At 70.2% G+C, this 17,766-nt stretch carries 16 protein-coding genes, 1 tRNA gene and 2 pseudogenes; 12 read left to right on the top strand and 7 right to left on the bottom strand.

Annotated features, from left to right (window positions below; all coding sequences use genetic code 11):
* Positions 1–18: 18 nt before the first annotated feature.
* Both ACZ41I_RS30665 and ACZ41I_RS30660 read right to left on the bottom strand, forming a co-directional pair.
* A complete protein-coding gene (locus ACZ41I_RS30665; RefSeq protein WP_468515580.1) occupies positions 19–1,233 on the bottom strand; it encodes a helix-turn-helix domain-containing protein in 1,215 nt (404 codons plus the stop codon).
* Between the two features lie 234 nt (positions 1,234–1,467).
* Positions 1,468–1,836, bottom strand: coding sequence for a GntR family transcriptional regulator (locus tag ACZ41I_RS30660; protein ID WP_365783356.1), 369 nt, complete (start codon positions 1,834–1,836; stop codon positions 1,468–1,470).
* Between the two features lie 146 nt (positions 1,837–1,982).
* On the opposite strand from ACZ41I_RS30660, the pseudogene ACZ41I_RS30655 reads away from it, so the two are divergent.
* Together ACZ41I_RS30655 and ACZ41I_RS30650 are read left to right on the top strand one after the other, a co-directional pair.
* A pseudogene (locus ACZ41I_RS30655) lies at positions 1,983–2,147 on the top strand (SCO3933 family regulatory protein); the annotation flags it as partial.
* A 75-nt stretch (positions 2,148–2,222) separates the two neighbouring features.
* Positions 2,223–3,373: pseudogene (locus ACZ41I_RS30650) on the top strand (tyrosine-type recombinase/integrase).
* A 78-nt stretch (positions 3,374–3,451) separates the two neighbouring features.
* Here ACZ41I_RS30650 and ACZ41I_RS30645 read toward each other — a convergent pair.
* Positions 3,452–3,527: transfer RNA gene (locus ACZ41I_RS30645), tRNA-Arg, on the bottom strand.
* Positions 3,528–4,000: 473 nt separating this feature from the next.
* On the opposite strand from ACZ41I_RS30645, the gene ACZ41I_RS30640 reads away from it, so the two are divergent.
* From ACZ41I_RS30640 to ACZ41I_RS30615, 6 genes are all read left to right on the top strand, one after another.
* Positions 4,001–4,123: a lasso RiPP family leader peptide-containing protein gene (locus ACZ41I_RS30640; RefSeq protein WP_363215288.1), complete on the top strand. Its 123-nt coding sequence runs from the start codon at positions 4,001–4,003 to the stop codon at positions 4,121–4,123.
* Positions 4,124–4,412: 289 nt separating this feature from the next.
* Positions 4,413–6,035, top strand: coding sequence for an asparagine synthase-related protein (locus ACZ41I_RS30635; protein ID WP_468515579.1), 1,623 nt, complete (start codon positions 4,413–4,415; stop codon positions 6,033–6,035).
* Positions 6,032–6,301 carry a lasso peptide biosynthesis PqqD family chaperone gene (locus ACZ41I_RS30630; RefSeq protein ID WP_363215286.1) on the top strand — a complete coding sequence of 90 codons (270 nt, stop codon included), beginning with the start codon at positions 6,032–6,034 and terminating at the stop codon, positions 6,299–6,301. Before ACZ41I_RS30635 ends, ACZ41I_RS30630 begins: the two co-directional genes overlap by 4 nt.
* Complete coding sequence (locus ACZ41I_RS30625; RefSeq protein ID WP_363215285.1) at positions 6,298–6,750, top strand: lasso peptide biosynthesis B2 protein; 453 nt, start codon at positions 6,298–6,300, stop codon at positions 6,748–6,750. Before ACZ41I_RS30630 ends, ACZ41I_RS30625 begins: the two co-directional genes overlap by 4 nt.
* A 1-nt stretch (position 6,751) precedes the next feature.
* Positions 6,752–7,666 (top strand): phytanoyl-CoA dioxygenase family protein, encoded by a 915-nt coding sequence (locus ACZ41I_RS30620; protein ID WP_468515578.1) that lies wholly within the window; start codon positions 6,752–6,754, stop codon positions 7,664–7,666.
* A complete protein-coding gene (locus ACZ41I_RS30615; protein WP_468515577.1) occupies positions 7,663–8,802 on the top strand; it encodes a tryptophan dimethylallyltransferase family protein in 1,140 nt (379 codons plus the stop codon). The genes ACZ41I_RS30620 and ACZ41I_RS30615 overlap by 4 nt, the downstream gene beginning before the upstream one ends.
* On the opposite strand, the gene ACZ41I_RS30610 is transcribed toward ACZ41I_RS30615, so the two are convergent.
* Both ACZ41I_RS30610 and ACZ41I_RS30605 read right to left on the bottom strand, forming a co-directional pair.
* Positions 8,754–9,662 carry a heme A synthase gene (locus tag ACZ41I_RS30610; RefSeq protein WP_399776324.1) on the bottom strand — a complete coding sequence of 303 codons (909 nt, stop codon included), beginning with the start codon at positions 9,660–9,662 and terminating at the stop codon, positions 8,754–8,756. The genes ACZ41I_RS30615 and ACZ41I_RS30610 overlap by 49 nt on opposite strands.
* Positions 9,663–9,858: 196 nt before the next feature.
* Positions 9,859–11,076: a M6 family metalloprotease domain-containing protein gene (locus ACZ41I_RS30605; RefSeq protein WP_468515576.1), complete on the bottom strand. Its 1,218-nt coding sequence runs from the start codon at positions 11,074–11,076 to the stop codon at positions 9,859–9,861.
* A 501-nt stretch (positions 11,077–11,577) separates the two neighbouring features.
* Between ACZ41I_RS30605 and ACZ41I_RS30600 the strand changes: the two genes are divergently transcribed.
* Both ACZ41I_RS30600 and ACZ41I_RS30595 read left to right on the top strand, forming a co-directional pair.
* Positions 11,578–12,225, top strand: coding sequence for a TetR/AcrR family transcriptional regulator (locus tag ACZ41I_RS30600; RefSeq protein ID WP_399776328.1), 648 nt, complete (start codon positions 11,578–11,580; stop codon positions 12,223–12,225).
* A gap of 192 nt (positions 12,226–12,417) precedes the next feature.
* A complete protein-coding gene (locus ACZ41I_RS30595; RefSeq protein ID WP_468326863.1) occupies positions 12,418–13,974 on the top strand; it encodes an MFS transporter in 1,557 nt (518 codons plus the stop codon).
* A gap of 16 nt (positions 13,975–13,990) precedes the next feature.
* Here ACZ41I_RS30595 and ACZ41I_RS30590 read toward each other — a convergent pair whose 3' ends face one another.
* Positions 13,991–14,500: a MarR family winged helix-turn-helix transcriptional regulator gene (locus tag ACZ41I_RS30590; RefSeq protein WP_399776332.1), complete on the bottom strand. Its 510-nt coding sequence runs from the start codon at positions 14,498–14,500 to the stop codon at positions 13,991–13,993.
* A gap of 97 nt (positions 14,501–14,597) precedes the next feature.
* Between ACZ41I_RS30590 and ACZ41I_RS30585 the strand changes: the two genes are divergently transcribed.
* Positions 14,598–15,410, top strand: coding sequence for a dioxygenase family protein (locus ACZ41I_RS30585; protein ID WP_468515575.1), 813 nt, complete (start codon positions 14,598–14,600; stop codon positions 15,408–15,410).
* 1 nt (position 15,411) lies between these two features.
* Here the strand turns inward: ACZ41I_RS30585 and ACZ41I_RS30580 are convergent, their stop codons facing one another.
* Positions 15,412–15,942, bottom strand: coding sequence for a GNAT family N-acetyltransferase (locus ACZ41I_RS30580; RefSeq protein WP_468515574.1), 531 nt, complete (start codon positions 15,940–15,942; stop codon positions 15,412–15,414).
* Between the two features lie 214 nt (positions 15,943–16,156).
* Here ACZ41I_RS30580 and ACZ41I_RS30575 point away from each other — a divergent pair, with 214 nt between their 5' ends.
* Complete coding sequence (locus ACZ41I_RS30575) at positions 16,157–17,155, top strand: sigma-70 family RNA polymerase sigma factor (RefSeq protein WP_363215275.1); 999 nt, start codon at positions 16,157–16,159, stop codon at positions 17,153–17,155.
* Positions 17,156–17,766: the final 611 nt, after the last annotated feature.

The raw sequence follows: 17,766 nt of genomic DNA, 5'->3' as shown, positions 1-17,766 counted from the left end.
CAGCCGAGGGTACCCAGGTCAGACCACGCGCAGCCTGTCGGCCAGGTCCGCGAGGTTCCGACTCGGCCGGCCGCGCTGTCCTCGCACCCAGGTGAGCACCAGCTCCCGCGCCAGGTAGTGGCTCCGCACCTGCTCCGGTGCCCAGCTCTCTGCTTCGAGGACCTTGGCGAGCGCGTCGTCCATTCGGTTGTGGGCGCTGAGGGCCCGGGCTACTTCGAGGTTGTGCCGTGTACGGCGTTCGGTCGGCAGTCCCCTCGTGTCGATCTGCGGGCCGAGGTCGACCGCTACCTGCATGTCGCCCAGCTCGGCCGCCGTGGCTACTCGGTGAATGGCGACGTTCGTCGGCCCGAAGGCAGTCCAGACGTGATTGGCGTCGGTGCCGAGTCGGTCGGCTGCCCGTTTCGCCTCGTCCAGGAAGGCCCGCGTCGTGGCCCGGTCGTCCGCGCGGGCTGAGGCCATGGATCCCGCCAGGAACAAGGTCCCGTAGATGGACAGGAACTCGGGCGTCGATTCCTGGAGACCCGGCCTGAGGTACTCGCCCGCGTCGCCCACCAGCTGCACGGCTGCGTCGAACCGACCGTTGGACAGCAAGCAGTGAGCAACGGAGCGGAACAGGGAGCCGGTCACGACCGGGTTGCCGGACTGCTGTGCTGCTGCCAAGCCGCGGTCGGCTGCGATCCATGCCAGGTCGGTTTCACCGAGTTTGGTGAGCACCATGGCCGCGCCCTGGTACGTCATGGCCATCAGCTCGTGTGCCCACTCTCGCTCCCGGCCCTGGTACGACTGGGCGGCAATGAGTGCGTCGGCCAGCAGCAAGGGCAGGCGCCGGGTCGCAAAGCCGTAGCGCGATTCCTGGTAGGCGTCCCGGACCTCTGCGACGTTGCGGCTCAGCTCGTCGAGCGAGGTCGGCTCGCCCTCGGTGGCGACGCCCAGCAGCGGTGTCAGCTGGCGGTAGTTCATGAGGGCCGAGCGAAGTGCCGGCACCGTGCGGGTCCCGCTGTCGGGCGTCCACTCCAAGAGGGTGGGCTCGGCCAGCAGGTCGCCGAGTGTCACGTCCAGAGCGTCGGCGAGCGACTTGATGACCGAGAGCCGATCCAGCTCGATCCTGTTGTTCTCCGCCTTGCTCAGCCAGTCCACCGTGCGGCCCACGATTCCGGCCAGGACCTCTTGGGAGATGCCCCGCCTCCGGCGGTACCAAGCGACTCGTTCACCGATCGTCAGGTTCGTCGTCATTCCTCGCATGGCTAGAGCGTCTTCCCATCTCCCTATGGGACCCCGGAGGAATTTTCCGGGGTAGTGCGCCGCCTCGCTTCTAGCGTCGTAGCTACCCCGAGAGGTTGCCCGGCCGAACACGCGACGAAGGAGCCACGATGCCGCTGACCCCGGCCGAAGTGGTGGAGCTGACCCGAGAGTTGAAGGAGCTGGCCGAGGATGTGAACGTCATCGCACGCCGTGCCGACGAGTTGGTCAGCCGTCTTGCGGCTGCTTCCGCACCAGTTGCTCCAGCTGGTCCATCCGCTCCGCGAGCCGACGCACCTCGCGCCGCACGTCGGACAGATAACCGGCGATCTCCTCGAACTCCGGGCTGTGCTTCGTCTGGCGGGGTTCCTCGGGAAGGGTGACGAAACTGCCCTTGCCCTGATGGGAGATCGCGTAGCCGTCTTCACGGAGTCGTGAGATCGCCTGGCGGGCCACGGTCCGCGAGACGTCATGCTCGTTCATCAACTCGGTCTCGGACGGCAGTTTGGTGCCCGGTTCCAGCTCTCCCTGCCGGATGCGCCTCTTGAAGTCGTCGGCGATCTCCAGGTACTTCGCCCGCCCGGTGAACTCGGCCATAGCCCCTCTCAGTGCTTGTAGCACTAAGTGCAGCACATCCCACCGACACCCGTCGAGAACCACTTGACGTACTAAGTATGTCAGATGCACTCTCGTGACAGGTTGACGTACTAAGTACGTTAAGTTCGTATCTGAGGAGCGCACTCATGCGTCAAATCCCCGTCGACACCTCCTCCGCGACCGTGATGGTTGCCAAGAACCCGCAGCCCAAGGTCAAGGACCGGCGTACGGGTGAGATCGCCACCGACGCCGAGACGGGCGCCAAGCTGATGACCGTGGACGTGATGTTCGCGGCGAACGACGATCCGGAGTCTTGATGGGGCTCGCCGCATACCCGCCGACGCCGTACGGGACTTCATCCTCGGCCAGATCGAAGAGGCCGCCTGATGGCAAGTCAGCGCAAGCGCAACCCGAACGGCGCCGGGACCATCACCAAGCGCAAGGACGGCCGCTACCAGTGCGCGGTCTACGTGCTCCAGCCCGACGGCACCCGCGCCCGCAAGTTCGCTTACGGCAAGACCTGGGCGGAGTGCGATGCCAAGCGCCGTGAACTGCTCGACAAGGTGGACCAAGGAGTGCCCGTGCCCACTCGCTCCGCCAAGCTCTGCGAGTGGCTCCCGTACTGGCTGGACAACGTCATCAAGCCCCGGCGCAAGCTCAGCACCTACGACAAGTACGAGGCACACGTCCGGATCTACCTGGTGCCCCTGCTCGGCGGCAAGAGGCTCGAATCCCTCAGCGTCGCCGACGTCCGCCGGTTCCTCGTGCGCCTGGAGAAGGAGGCCACCGCGGCGACCGCCAAGGAGTCGCACCGGATTCTGCGCTCGGCGCTGTCCTCCGCCTGCCGCGAGGAGCTGATCACGCGCAACGTTGCCAAGCTCGTCGAGCCGCCTCGCACCGACAACCGGGAACTCAAGCCCTGGAGCCTGGAGGAGACGCTCGACTTCCTCGCGGCCTCTCGCAAGGACCCGCTCTACGCGGCCTTCGTGCTCGCCATCGCCATGGGCTCCGTCGGGGCGAGATTATCGGGCTTCGCTGGTCGGACCTCGATCTCGAAAACCGTGTCCTGTACGTCCGGCAGCAGACCCAGCGCCGCCGTGGCCTCCTCTACGACGACGATCCGAAGAGCCGTCGCCGTCGAGCCGTTCCGCTGCCCGCCCTCTGCATCGCGCCCCTGCGCTGGCACCGCATGCGCCAAGCGAACGCTCGCGCCAAGGCGGGGGAGAAGTGGCAGGAGTCGGACTACGTCTTCACGACTCGCACCGGGCGCCCGGTCGAGCCGCGCAACGTCTACCGCTCCTTCACCCGCATCGCCCAGTCCGCCGGCCTCCGCGTCATCCGCCTGCACGACGCTCGCCACGGCACAGCCACGCTCCTCACGGCGGCCGGAGTCGCGCCCCGCGTCGTCATGGAGATCCTGGGCCACTCCCAGATCAGCATCACCATGGACGTCTACACCCACGTCGTCCAGGACACGCAACGCGAAGCCATGAGCCACATGGACCGCCTGCTGCGGAGGCGTCCCGGTCGTCAGTGATCAGCGGCGACCACCCGCGTTGATGTCAGAAGTAGATGTCAAAGGCCCCGGACCATGATCGGTCCGGGGCCTTTTGGCTGGTGCCCCCGGCAGGATTCGAACCTGCGACACCCGCTTTAGGAGAGCGGTGCTCTATCCCCTGAGCTACGAAGGCAACCTTGCCTGCACCACGGATGAATACTCTCAGTGAGCAGTCACTCGCGCCCGGCAAGGGGGAGACCGCCGCTGGGGACGGTCCCTGACAGGGTAGCGGATCAGGCCGGGGTGGTGGGGCCGAGGGCTCGGTCGTCCCGTCGGCGGCAGCCGCGTTGCGGATGGTGCACGCACGGACGTGGCCGAGCCAGGGGCGATTATCGGACAGAGATGGTTGCGGGTATGCCACCGTCATGTCCCGGGCTAGGACGGATTCCCGCGTCGCGTCAATGTAATTTTTTGCGTCGTGATCGCGTAGCTTTCCGGTCAGTCTCCCCGTCCGGTCGGTGCTATATGCAGCGATTCGTTTTATAGTGCGCCGTTCTCTGTGGTGCGGTTCGGTCCTGTTCGTGACTGGAAACACTGTGGAGTGCCGATCCGGCTCGTGATGTGCTTGCGGTGCGATTTCGGTTTCCATAGGAGGAGGTGAATTCAGTGAACGAGTTCGAGACGACTGAGTACGAGGCCCCCCAGATCGAGCCGATGGGCGACTTCAACGAGCTGACCATGTGGTACGGCTGGGCGAGCAAGGACGGCGAGGGTGAGGCCATCATCTGACGCCCTGTGAGGATTTGGTCGGTGGGAGGGACCTGAATTGGGTGCATCGTGGTTCGTGACTTTCTCGGGAAAGTACACGGAAACGTATCCTGGTCCATTCCCGGAAACCGGCCAGATTTCGGTCGCGCGCGACCTGTCGGGGAATCCGTGGATTGTCGCTGACACCACGCACGCCCGGCTTGTCGTCGCCGACGCGGGTGCCAGACGTCTCGCTCTGTTCGGCGAGACGGATGCCGACACGGGGCGTCTGGCACGCATCCTCGACCGGCACGAGGACGCACCCGCGGTCATGGAAGCCGCGCACCGCCGGCCCGGCAGCTTCCACATCCTCTACACCGACGGGCGCACCACGTACGTCCAGGGCACCGCCTCGGGCCTGCGGCAGGTGTTCCACGCCCGCCGGCCGGACGGAGGCCACGCCGCGTCCGACTCGCCGGAACTGCTGGCCCGTCTGTGCGGCGCCGCTCCCCGGATCGAGATGGCCGCCTGGGAACTGATGCAGCCGACGCTCGACTACGGCCTGACCGAGGCGACCTGCTGGACCGGTGTGCACCGCCTGATGGCGGACCAGCGGCTGCGCATGAGCGGCGACACGGTGGACACCGTCACATGGTGGCGGCCGCCCGCCCCGGAACTCTCCGTCGCAGAGGGTGCGCCACAGCTGAGAGCGGCGCTGGATGCCGCCGTCGGCGTACGGGTCGCCACGGCGGCGGGACTGTCCGCGGATCTCTCCGGGGGCATGGACTCCTCGTCGCTGTGCTATCTGCTGGCCCAGCACGGCGCCCCCTTCCAGGCGTTCGTCGAGCAGACCGTGGATCCCAACCACGACGACGCGAAATGGGCCGCCCTCGCGGCCCGGGAGATCGGCTGCGACCTGACCGTCTTCCAGCCGGACGACATACCCGGCCCTTACGACGGCATCTGCGACACCGAGGGTGTCCTCGACCGTTCCGTCCCGCACAGCCTGTCCACTCCGTACACGCTGATCCGCAACCGTGCACGCAAGACCGCGATGGCGCGCACGTTCGCCGCGACGGGCGCCACCGTGCACATGGCCGGCTTCGGCGGAGACGAGCTGTTCACCGTCACCCCCGCGTACTTCAGCGATCTGTACCGCACGGCACCTCTGAAGGCCCTGCGCGAGATACGCCCGCTCGCCCGGCTGCGCCGCTGGCCGATGCGGGCGGTGATGCGCGCGCTCGCGAGCGGACAGTCCTATGGGGAGTGGATCGACGAGCAGGTGCGGTCGCTGCACCTGCCCCGGCCGGCCGTGCAGGGCCCCACGGTGCAGTGGGGCCCGCAGTGGCGCATCCCCGTCTGGGCGACACCGAGGACGGCGGAGGCGGTCCGTTCGCTGGTGCGCTCGGCACCGGACGGTATCGCTCCGCAGGCACCGGAGAGATCCGTCCATGTCTGTCTGGCCGGCCAGCGCATCGGGGGCCACCGGCTGGCGCCGCTGCGCGAGTTGATGCAGCGCCAGGGCGTACTGCTCTCGTTGCCGTACATGGACGACGGCGTACTGGAGGCCGCCCTGTCGCTGTCCCGCGCCGAGAACCGGCCCGGTGTGAGCTACAAGCCGGGCCTCAAGGCCGCCATGCAGACGGACGGTCCGAAGGCGGTGCTGTCCCGCTCCACCAAGGGGGAGTTCAGCATGTCGGTGCACCAAGGCATCGCCCGCAACCGCCGCAGCCTGCTCGCCCTGTTCCAGGACTCCCTGCTCGCCGAGCACGGATTCATCGATCCGGCGCGGCTGCGGTCGAGCATCCGGAACAGCATGCGTCCGGAGGCCGAGACCTCCGCCCTGGAAGTGACCGTGGGCGCCGAGATATGGCTGCGGACGGCCGTCTCGCCCGGGAGCGTTCCGGAGCAGTTCCTCGGCAAGCCGAACCAAGCACTCTCTAACGGAAGTTGACCCATCCCGTGCTGAAGCCGTCACCGGACGTCGTACTGACGAAGAGCGAGGACGCGGCCGTACTGCTCGACAAGAAGTCGGGCAGCTATTACCGCATGAACCCGCTGGCAGTGGCCGTGTACGAGAGCCTCTCGGCCGGGCGCGCCGAGGACGCCGTCGTCGCGGAACTGCAGACCCGGTTCCCCGACGCCCGCGACCGCATCCCCGGTGATGTGGCCCGGCTGATCACCATGCTGCGGTCCGCGGGCATCCTGGTGGCCTCATGACTCTGCCCATGACGCTGGAGCCGCGCTCGCCGCTCCCCGTCCACAGAAGACTCCTCCCGCTGGTCGCCGTAGGGCTGAGCCGGCTCCTCATCGCGGCGTGCACCCCCCGGCGGCTGGAGAGGGTCCTGCGTGTTCTCAGCCGGGGCGCCGCACCGGCCTCGTACGCCGAGGCACTGCGCGCGCGCAGCGACGTGGTCTCCGTCAGCGGCCGCTGCGCGGGCCAGTACTGCCTGGACCGGTCGGTCGCGGCGGTGCTTCTCGCCCGGTTGCGGGGGCGCTGGCCGGACTGGGTGTCGGGCGTCAACCTCGTGCCGTTCGCCGCGCACGCCTGGATCGAGGTGGACGGCCGTCCCGTCGGCGAGGCGCTGAAGCTCGACGGTTTCCAGAAGAACATGGTGGTCGGCTGCCGCGGTGCGGCGGACCGGCCCGTCCCGGGGGGAGAGGCGTGAGATGAACGTCGAGGCGGTGGCGGAAGAGATCGAGGCCCGGGGATACGCCCTGATTCCCGGTTTCCTGTCGGCGGGGGAACTGGAGCAGGCGGTCGCGGCCATCGAGGAGTACTTCCCCGACCCGGAGGCCGGCCCGCAGGCCGGCGCGGCGGACGCCGTCGACGTCGGCGCGTTCAAGCACGCGGTCCCCTTCCCCTTCGCCAGCAACGCCCTCAACCGGCTCCCCCTCGACCCGCGGGTCATCGCGGTGGCCGAGCGTCTGCTGAGCACCCGGGACATCCTCCTGACGAGCTCGTACGTGCAGGCCAAGTACGGCACCGCCTACGGGGAGACCAAGGACCAGTCGCTGCACAACGACACGTGGGCCGTCAACAGCCTGCTGCCGCCCCGGACGGACGGCGTCTACCAGCGGCTCTTCGGCATCGTGTACCTGACCGACGTGACGGCCGGCACCGCACCCACGTATGTGGCCGGACGCGCCGGTGACCTCGGAGTGCCCCTGATCACCTCGGAGCGGAGGGCCACGTACAGCAGCGCCGAGTACCCGGGACTGTACGAGCGCGAGCGTCCCGTCGAGGCGCCGAAGGGCTCCCTGCTCCTGTTCACCGGAGATCTCGTGCATCGCGGCTCGGCCTACCGGGACCGGTACGGCCGCCGGCTCGCGCTGTTCTTCAACCTCCACTCCGCGGCGGCCCGCTGGACCGGCAAGCACCTCTGGGCGCTGCTGCCCTCGTCGCCGGGCTGGGCGACCTTCCAGGAGCTGATCAGTGAACTGACGCCCGAGCAGCGGCAGTTGCTCGGATTCCCGGAGCCGGGCGATCCGTACTGGACGGCGGACACCGTGCGGCGCCTCTGTGAGCTGTACCCGGGGATCGACGTGACGCCGTACGAGCCGGCCGTACGGGAGCCGGCATGACGGTCACGGCGGGCACCGCGGCGGCCGGCTCCGGTACGGCCCGGGAGGAGGGCTACGCGGCCCAGGCGATCCGCGGACTGACGTACCTGGGGCGGCTGTTCGGCGCGGAGGCCGGTTTCGACACGGCGGCGCGGGACGCGGTGGAGGCGCTGTTCGCCGGGTGGGGGCACCGCACGACGCGGGGCATCGACGAGCCGGAGGCGGCCCGCGGCCGGGCGCCCTTCGAGTTCTCCCTGGTCATGAAGGACAGCGGCCCGGAGATCAGGATCTTCCTCCGCCCGCTGTCCGGCGAGGGACCGACCACCGCGGACTCCAGCTGGCAGGCCGGGTGGCGTGCCGTGCACGCACTGGAGGAACAGGGCGTCGCGTCCCTGGCACGGGCACGGACCGTGCGGGACCTCTTCGTCCCGCGCAGCGACCGGGCGGCGTTCGGATTGTGCATCGCGGCGACGGTCCGGCCGACGGGCGTCGCCGGCGTCAAGATGTACTTCGACACCCTCGCCGCGGGCACCGCCGAGAACCGGCGGGTGATCGGCGAGGCGATGGAACGCCTCGGCCTCGGCGACGCGTGGCAGTGGCTGCGGCGGCAGGACCCGGAGGGCATGGCGTGCCTGATGCCCGCGTTCTTCGCGCTCGACCTCGACGACTCGCCGCAGGCCCGGATCAAGTTCTACACGACGGTGGGCGAGCGGTCCGCCGATGCGCTCCGGGCCCGGCTGGGCAGGCTGTCCGGCACGGCCGGCCGAAGTGCCGCAGGGCTGCTGCACGCTCTGTCGGCCGGCGGTCCGGCCGCTCTTGCCGCGCCCGGGGTCCGGCCGACGCTGTGCTGGAACCTGACGCAAGGAGAACGGCAACGCCCCGGTGACGCCACGCTCTATCTGCCGTTCCAGCGGTACACCCCGTCCGGCGACGAGGCGCTGGACCGCTTGCGGCCGTATGTGCGCGCCGAGCAGCTGACCCGGCTGGACCGCTTTCTGGCCCACTGCGCGGCAGACGGTGCACACGACCGTGCCGAGCGGCAGCTGCCGAACCCGTTCCACTGGGCGGCGGCGAAAGTGAACCGTGAGGTCGTGGGGCCGCTCACCCTCTATGTGTCGGCGGCGGTCGTGGACGGGGCGAGCCGCGCGGAGAGCTGATCGCCGGCCGGCCGCTCGGCCGGTACGGCGGTCGGCTGCCGGTTCACCGCGAGGACGACGCGGACCGCGCCCGCCCACACCAGGGCCGAGCCGAACAGATGCAGGATGACCGCCACCGCGGGCAGCGAGGTCAGCGACTGGAACACGCCGATCAGTCCCTGCGCCAGGAAGACGGCGAGGAAGACGCCCGTGCGCCTGCGGGCCGGGGAAGCGGCGGGCAGAGCGGCGAACAGCAGACAGCCCAGGACGAGGCAGCCCAGCGCGACCGCGCCGTGCACCGCGGTGACGCCCGCCCAGTCGAAGGGCATCCGCTGCACGGCGGAGGAGTCACCCGCGTGCGGCCCGGAGCCGGTGGCCGCCGTGCCCACGACGAGCAGCAGGGCCGTTCCGGCCGTCAGGAACCGGCTCAGCAGGACGGCGCGTCGCGTCGGGACGGCGGCCGTCGCCGCCGCCTCGTGCGCCGGCCTCTGCACGTACTCCAAGGTGACCGCCGCGGTGGTCAGCAGCAGCACCGCGGCGAGGAAGTGCGCGGCGACGATGTACGGGCTGAGCCGCATCCACACGGTGATGCCACCGACGACGGCGTTGAGGACGATGACCCAGAACTGGGCCCACGCCGCGCGCAGCACTGCGCGTGACGGCTCGCGTTGCAGCCGTGCCGCGATGATGAGCCAGCCCACCACCGCGCACAGCGCACCGGTCAGCATCCTGTTGCCGAACTCGATCGCACCGTGCACGCCCATCTCCGTCGTGGGAGCCAGGCTCTGGGCGGTGCACGACGGCCAGTCCGGGCAGCCGAGCCCGGATCCGGTGACCCGCACCACACCGCCGGTGACGATGATCGCGACGGCTGCTGCCACCGAAGCCACCGCGGCCAGGCGCAGGCTGCGCGGCCCCCATGTGTACCGATCGGCTAACCAGGACAGCGGTGTCCGCACGATGACTCCTCGCTGACGACGTCCGTATCCCCCGCCGCCCACCCTAGCCGGGGCCGCCGGAGCCCCGGCCACCGCCCCTGGCGTGGCCCGCCCGCACAGAGCTCCCCCCGAAGAGCCCCTACGCCCGCGTGACCCGCACCCGGTAGCCGCCGTCCTTGTCCTTGCCGAGCACCTGGACGGTGATGCCGTGGCGGGGGTCCTTGAAGGCGGTGCCGGGGGAGAAGGGGGCGTCGGAGAGTTCTGCCTGGACGTTGGGGCTGCGGGTGCAGCCGCCGCTGTTGGGGTGGCTGTCGTAGACCCTGACGGGCCCGCGTCCGGTGTCGATCGTGCCGTCGACCTTGTAGACGAGCAGGCCCGGGCGGCAGACCGCCTCGTCGTTGCCGCCCTGCTCGCGCACCTCCAGCGCGTAGGAGCTGTGGGCGCTGACGGGGACCAGGACCAGCTTCCCGCCGCCGGGCCTGTACAGCGGCGTCAGCAGGTACTCGACGCTGCCCCGCGCCACCGCGCAGCCCACCTGCGAGCTGTCCAGCCAGCCCAGCTTCCACTTGTGCCAGGCGAGCAGATCGTTGTTGGCCCCCCAGTCCTCGCTCATGATGTCCCAGTGCCCGACCGCGCCCCCGCCCTCCTGCGTGTACAGGTCGGGCAGGCCGAAGGCGTGGCCGTTCTCGTGCGGCAGCACCCGGTAGCCGGTGCGGCCGTAGGAGCCGGAGCCGTCGTCCTGGCGGGAGTAGACGAAGGACGCGTTGGCGATGGGGACGCCGTCGGCGACCGGGGCGTCGGTGTTGCCGGCGAAGGTCACGGACAAGACGGTGTCCAGCGCGGAGGGGCCGGCGTTCGGGGTGATCAGGATGTTGAAGAGGTCGTACGAGCGGAAGTCGACGGCCGGGTCGGCCGCGTCCACGATGTCCTGCACCAGCTGCCGGTACCCGGGGTCGAAGGGCGCGCCGCGATCGATGCCGTACTCCTTGAAGGACTTGGGCATGCGCAGCCACCCGGGGACCGGTGTCTCCGGCCGGTAGTCCAGCCGGCCGTACGACGCGGTGCGGAACCACTCCTGGGTCTGCGGGAAGAACTCGTGGAAGCGGTCCATGGCGCTGCCCTGCCCGGGCGCGTCGGAGAAGTCGACCATCAGGGTCAGGGCGTGGACCGTGCCCGTGGAGCGGGCGTAACCGTGCGGGGTGGGCAGGCCCTCGGTCATCTGTACGTCGAGAGCGCCGTGGACCGTACAGGGGGCGAGGGCGGAGGAGCGGGCCATGCCGATGGGCCCTGCGGTGGTGGGCGCCGTCAGGTGTCCGGTCCCGGCCGAGGTGCTGACCGCGAGGGTCAGTGCGGTCACCGCGGCGAGAGCGGCCGCCCGGCGCGGGCGTATGGGGCGGCGTATGCGGCTGCGGCCCGTGCGAGGGGCGCGGCCCCGCGATCCCTGGGAGGAACCCCCGCCGGACGGGCGGCCCCGGGCGCGGCCTCCGTCGGGGAGGCGCCCGTGGGGAAGGGATATGCGGCGGGGCGGCTGCGGCTGCATGCATGGGCCCTTCGCTCCACGGCAGCCGCCGGTCACCGGCTGCACCCTTGGGCTCACCCTGTGTCGGCGGGGTGGGGGCCGCGCGCTGGAGGAGACCGATCGTGGGAATGGCGGTGCGCACGGGGGTGAATCCCGGCGGGCGAGGAGTGGGCCGGCGAAGTGGCTCAGGTCACAGCGGTTCTTTCGCCGGGCGGGAAATAACCGGGGAGCGTTTCCCCGTTTAGCCCTGTGTCCGAGCGAAACGGGGACTGTCTCCCCGGATCGCCCCCTCATCGCCGGCCCAGCACCGGCAGAGACCACCAGCACCGAGGAGTCCCCGTGCCGACCGCGACCACCCCCGCACCGCGCAAGGCGCACCGGCCCCGCGCCGACGCCCTGCGCAACCGGGAGCGGATCGTCACCGCCGCCCGGGAGATGTTCGTCGAGCACGGCCCGGACGTGCCGCTCGACGAGATCGCCCGCCGGGCCGGCGTCGGCAACGCCACGGTGTACCGCAACTTCCCCGACCGCGAGGCCCTCGTCCGCGAGGTCGTCTGCTCCGTCATGGACCGTACGGCCGAGGCGGCCGAAGTGGCCCTCGCCGAGACCGGGGACGCCTTCGCCGCGCTGGAGCGCTTCGTGCACGCCGCCGCCGACGAGCGGATCAGCGCGCTGTGCCCGATGATCTCCGGCACGTTCGACCAGCACCACCCCGACCTGGAAGCCTCCCGCGAGCGCGTCGAAGAGCTCGTGAAGGAGGTCATGGGCCGGGCCGAGGCGGCCGGACAGCTCCGGCCCGACGTCGGAGTCGGCGACCTGCTGCTCGCCGTGGCCCAGCTGAGCCGGCCCCCGGCCGGCACGGACTGCCCGCGCGGCGACCGCTTCGTCCACCGCCACCTTCAGCTGTTCCTCGACGGCCTGCGGGCGCCCGCCCGCTCCGCCCTGCCGGGCACGGCCGTGACCCTCAAGGAACTGCGCGCGTGCTGACCGATTAGTTCCGCCCCCGACCCCGGTCCTTCCCTGAGCCCACCCCTATGGCACCGGAGACGGCCGCACATTCTCCGCCACGGCCGTTTTCTCGCGTTTTTCCCATCTTTCCCCGCCTTTCTCATCCTTTCCGATCTTTTCTAGTCTTTTCCCCGCCGTTTTCCATCCTGAAGTCCCGAAGTGGGTCCCTCCATGTCCGAAACAGCCCGCAAGGCTCCCGGCGCCCCCGCGCCGACCGGCTTCGCCGCACGCGCCGGCGACGCCAACCGCTGGAAGGCGCTCGTCTTCATCGCGCTCGCCCAGCTGATGGTCGTCCTCGACGCCACCATCGTGAACATCGCCCTGCCCTCCGCCCAGACGGACCTCGGCATATCCGACGGCAACCGGCAGTGGGTCGTCACGGCCTACGCCCTCGCCTTCGGCGGTCTGCTGCTGTTCGGCGGCCGTATCGCCGACAAGTGGGGCCGCAAGCGCGCCTTCGTCACCGGCCTGGCCGGCTTCGCCCTCGCCTCCGCGCTCGGCGGTGCCGCCACCACCGGCCCGATGATGTTCGGCGCCCGCGCCCTGCAGGGTGTCTTCGGCGCCCTGCTCGCCCCGGCCGCGCTGTCGCTGCTCGCCGTGATGTTCACGGACGCCAGGGAGCGCGCCAAGGCGTTCGGCATCTACGGCGCCATCGCGGGCGGCGGCGGTGCCGTCGGCCTGATCCTCGGCGGTTTCCTCACCGAGTACCTGAACTGGCGCTGGACCTTCTTCGTGAACGTTCCGTTCGCCGTTGTCGCCGCGCTCGGCGCCTGGTTCGTCATCCGTGAGCCGGAGGGCGGCCGCAACCGCAACCCGCTCGACATCCCGGGCGTCCTGCTGTCCACCCTCGGCCTGGTCGCCCTCGTCTACGGCTTCACCCGCGCCGAGTCCGACGGCTGGGGCGACGCGGTCACCGTGGCCATGTTCGTGGCGTCCGCGGTGCTGCTGCTCGCCTTCGTGACCGTCGAGTCCCGGGTCAAGGCCCCGCTGCTGCCGCTGCGCGTGGTCAGCAACCGCAACCGCGGCGGCATCTACCTCTCCCTGGGTCTCGCGATCATCGGCATGTTCGGCCTGTTCCTCTTCCTGACCTACTACCTGCAGGTCGTGAAGGGCTACTCGCCGGTCAAGACCGGCTTTGCCTTCCTGCCGATGGTGGCCGGCATGATCACCGGCTCCACTCAGATCGGCACCCGGCTGATGACCCGGGTCCGCGCCCGGCTGCTGATGGGCCCCGGCTTCCTGGCCGCCGGTCTCGGCATGCTGCTGCTGACCCAGCTGGAGACCGGCTCGTCGTACCTGACCCTGCTGCTGCCCGCGATGGTGCTGCTCGGCCTCGGCATGGGTACGGCGTTCATGCCCGCGATGTCGCTGGCCACCCAGGGTGTCGAGCCCCGGGACGCCGGTGTCGCCTCCGCGATGGTCAACACCTCGCAGCAGGTGGGCGGCGCGATCGGCACCGCCCTGCTGAACACCATCGCCGCGTCCGCGAAGACGTCGTACTTCAAGGACCACATCGCCGGCGCCGCCACCAGGCCCCAGCAGCAGCTGGTCGGGCTCCGGGCCATGGTGCACGGTTACAGCACGGCGATCTGGTTCGCCGTCGGCATCCTGGGCGTGGCCGCCCTGATCGCCTTCACCTTCGTCAATGCCGGCCGCCCCGGCACCACCGAGCTGATCTCCGGCGAGAGCGTCGAGGACGAGGTGCCGGTGCCGGTGCCGGCGCACTGACCGGCCCTGCGGCACATCAGCGGAGCCAGGGCAGGTCTGCACCCGCTTCATTGGGCTGAAGGCCCTCGGCGACGATCTCCATGATCTCGCCGAGGGCCTTCTGCTGCTCGGGGCTGAGCCGGTCGAACATCGCCTGCCGTACGGCGGCCACATGGCCGGGCGCGGTGCGCTTCAGCACCTCGGCACCCTCCTCGGTGAGCACCGCGAACTGGCCGCGCTTGTCGGAGGGGCACTCCTCGCGGCGCACCCAGCCGTTCTTCTCCAGCCGTGCGATCGCGTGCGACAGCCGGGAGCGGGTGATCTTCGCCTTCATCGCCAGCTCGGTCATCCGCAGCCGGCGGCGCGGGGCCTCGGCGAGGCCGACGAGAAGGCCGTAGTAGATGTGCGGCATGCCCGCGTCGCGCTGCAGCTGCCGGTCGAGGTGGTCCTCCAGCAGGGTGGTGGCGTGCAGGTAGGCGCGCCAGACGCGCTGTTCCTCGTCGGTGAGCCAGCGGGGCTGTGCGGCGGAGTCGGATGCCGTGTTCATGGATCCCACTGTACGAGCCGGCTCCTTGAAACTTGAACAAGTCGGGCGTACGGTATGGAATGAAACTTGAGAGTTAAAGAATCCGGGAGCCGTCGTCATGTCCACCACCGCACAGGAGAAGCCTGCCGCCGGGCCCGACCGCATGCCCGCCCTGTACCTCAGCCACGGCGCCCCGCCGCTCGCCGACGACCCCGTCTGGCCCGGCCAGCTCGCCGCCTGGTCCGCGGACCTGCCCCGCCCCCGGGCGATCCTCATGGTCTCCGCCCACTGGGAGGAGGCCCCGCTCGCGCTGGGCGCGGTGCACACCGTCCCCCTCGTCCACGACTTCTGGGGCTTCCCCGAGCACTACTACCGGGTGCAGTACGCCGCCCCCGGCGCCCCCGGGCTGGCCGAAACCGTCCGCAAGCTGCTGCGCGCCCCCGGCACCCCCGTCCAGGACATCCCCGACCGCGGCCTCGACCACGGCGCCTACGTCCCCCTCGTCGAGATGTTCCCGGCCGCCGACATCCCCGTCCTGCAGATCTCCATGCCCACCCTCGACCCCGTGCGACTCATGGACATCGGCCGCAAGCTCGCCCCCCTGCGCGACGAGGGCGTGCTGATCGTCGGCTCCGGCTTCTTCACCCACAATCTCGCCGCCCTGCGGCACACCGGCGGCGGCGTGCCCGGCTGGTCCTCGGAATTCGACGACTGGGGCCGCCGCGCCCTGGAGGGCCGCGACTGGGACGCCCTGCTGGACTTCCTGGACAAGGCGCCGGCCGGCCGCTACGCCCACCCGCGCACCGAACACTTCGCCCCGCTGTTCGTCACCATGGGCGCGGCCGAGGCGGGCGGGGAACTGGATGCGCACCGGACCGTGATCGACGGCTTCTGGATGGGGCTGGCGAAGCGGTCGGTGCAGTTCGGCTGACCTACAGCTGCTTCTCGTACCAGGCCACGTCCCAGTAGCGGCCGAACTTGCGGCCGACCTCGCGGTACGTGCCGACATACCGGAAGCCGAAGCGGGTGTGCAGCCGCTCGGAGGCCTCGTTGGGCTGGGCGATCCCGGCGTAGGCGCGGTGCACGTCCTCACCGGCCAGCGCCTTGAAGAGGGCGTCGTAGAGCAGCGTGCCGATGCCGCGCCGGCCCGTGCCCGGGGCGACGTACACCGAAACCTCCACGGATGTGACGTACGCGGGCTTCGGCCGGTAAGGGCTGGATGTGGCGTACCCAAGAATTCGCTGTGAGTCGCCCTCCGGTTCCGTTTCCGTGGCAACCATCAGGCGGTACGGGCCGTCTTCCGGGTGGGAGAGCAGCCAAGGGCGGCGCTCTTCCGGAGTGAAGATCGCGGTATCGAATGTGATGGCCGTCTCACGTACATAGTGGTTGTAGATCGCCGTGAGGGCGTTGAGATCCCTCTCGACTCCTGGTCTGACCTGCACCTCTGTACGTTCCGTGGGCATCTCGCCTCCCAGTGTGGCGGAACAGGGTACTGCATGATCAGAAAAATTGGGGGGCGGGTTGGGAATTCTGTCCGGATTCCAGTCGTTGTTTCCCACGGATGCAGGGCACCCGGAGAGAGTCGCAGAGGACTCGGAAGGAGTCCCGGTGACGGTCCCCGCCAGTGCCGAGCGTTCGCAGGACCACCCGCCAGCCCACCATCGCAAGGGAGCACGCATGGCAACCCGTGCCGTCGCCCGTCGTCAGTCCGCCACCGGCGAGACGGCCGACTCGGCAAGCAGTGTTCGCGCTCATGGCGGCGAGATCGCGGACCGCGACCTGGTCGGCATGTACCTCGACGAGATCGCGCGTACGCCGCTGCTCGACGCCGCAAAGGAGGTCGAGCTGTCCCAGACCATCGAGGCGGGTGTCTTCGCGCAGCAGATCCTCGACGGTGAGGAGAAGTCGGCGACCGACGCCTCCCGCGAGGAGCTCGAGGCGCTGGTCGCCGCCGGCGAGCGGGCGAAGGACATCTTCATCCGTTCCAACCTCCGCCTCGTCGTGGCGGTGGCCCGGCGCTACCCGCGCAGTGGCCTGCCCCTGCTCGACCTGATCCAGGAGGGCAACGCCGGCCTGGTGCGCGCGGTCGAGAAGTTCGACTACCGCAAGGGCTTCAAGTTCTCGACCTACGCCACCTGGTGGATCCGCCAGGCCATCACCCGCTCCATCGCCGACCAGTCCCGCACCATCCGGCTCCCCGTCCACCTGGTGGAGGAGCTGGGCCGCATCCGCCGCGTGCAGCGCGAGTTCAACCGTGAGAACGGCCGGGACCCGGAGCCCGCGGAGATCGCCGCGGAGCTGGGCGCCACACCGGAGCGCGTCATCGACGTCCTCGACTGGGCCCGCGACCCGGTCTCGCTGAACATGTCGGTGGACGACGAGGGCGAGACCCAGTTCGGCGACCTCCTGGAGGACACCTCGGCGGTCAGCCCCGAGCAGTCCGTCCTCACCCTCCTCCGCAGCGAGGAACTGGACGACCTGATCGGCCGCCTGGACCAGCGCACGGCCTCCATCATCAAGATGCGGTACGGCATCGAGGACGGCCGCGAGCGCACCCTGACCGAGGTCGGCAAGGAACACGGCCTGACCCGCGAGCGCATCCGCCAGATCGAGAAGCACGCCCTCCTCGAACTGAAGAAGCTGGCCCGCGACACCGGGTTCGACGCGGCGGCGTAAGGGGTTTCCGGGGGATGCGGCGGCTGTGGGTGTCTGCGGCCACTGGGGCGCGCTGTCGCGGGACGGGGCGTGCGTGGAGTGCCGGCGCCGCCCGGGGTGCGCGCGTCGGCGTGGCGTGCGCGGGCCTCGGACGTCCGTGCCTCGCCTGCCCTGGAGCGTGCGTGTGGTGTGCGCGTGCCTGGGGCGTACGGTGCCTGGGACGCGCACGCCGGTGGCGAAAGACGGCGCAAACATGGCGTGGTCCCATCGCTTCAACCCCGGGGCCCGCGGGAAAAACCCTTCCGGGCCCGGCAGCAGCAGCCCCCGGAACCGCACTCCCCACACCGCACGGACTTCCCACACCGCACGGACCGGCGACCCCCACGCGCCCACGCCGCACCACAGAGCCAGGTCCCGACGCAATCCCCCCCGGCGCCGGGACCTTCCCGAGCCGGGCTTCGGCACCCATCCCCCCTGGGCGCCGAAGCCCGGCTTCATCCGCGCCCGCAGGCCGCCCGTCCGCGCCAACCCCTGGGCCCCATGAGCCTGTTACGGTTCCCCGGTCACCCGGCCGCACACCTCGGCGGAGGGGAATCCCGGCCAACCGCTCGGTTCGCCCGGACGTTCCCCTC

The sequence above is a fragment of the Streptomyces sp. NPDC030799 genome, assembly GCF_055572255.1.
This window is presented reverse-complemented; position numbering and strand designations above follow the sequence as displayed.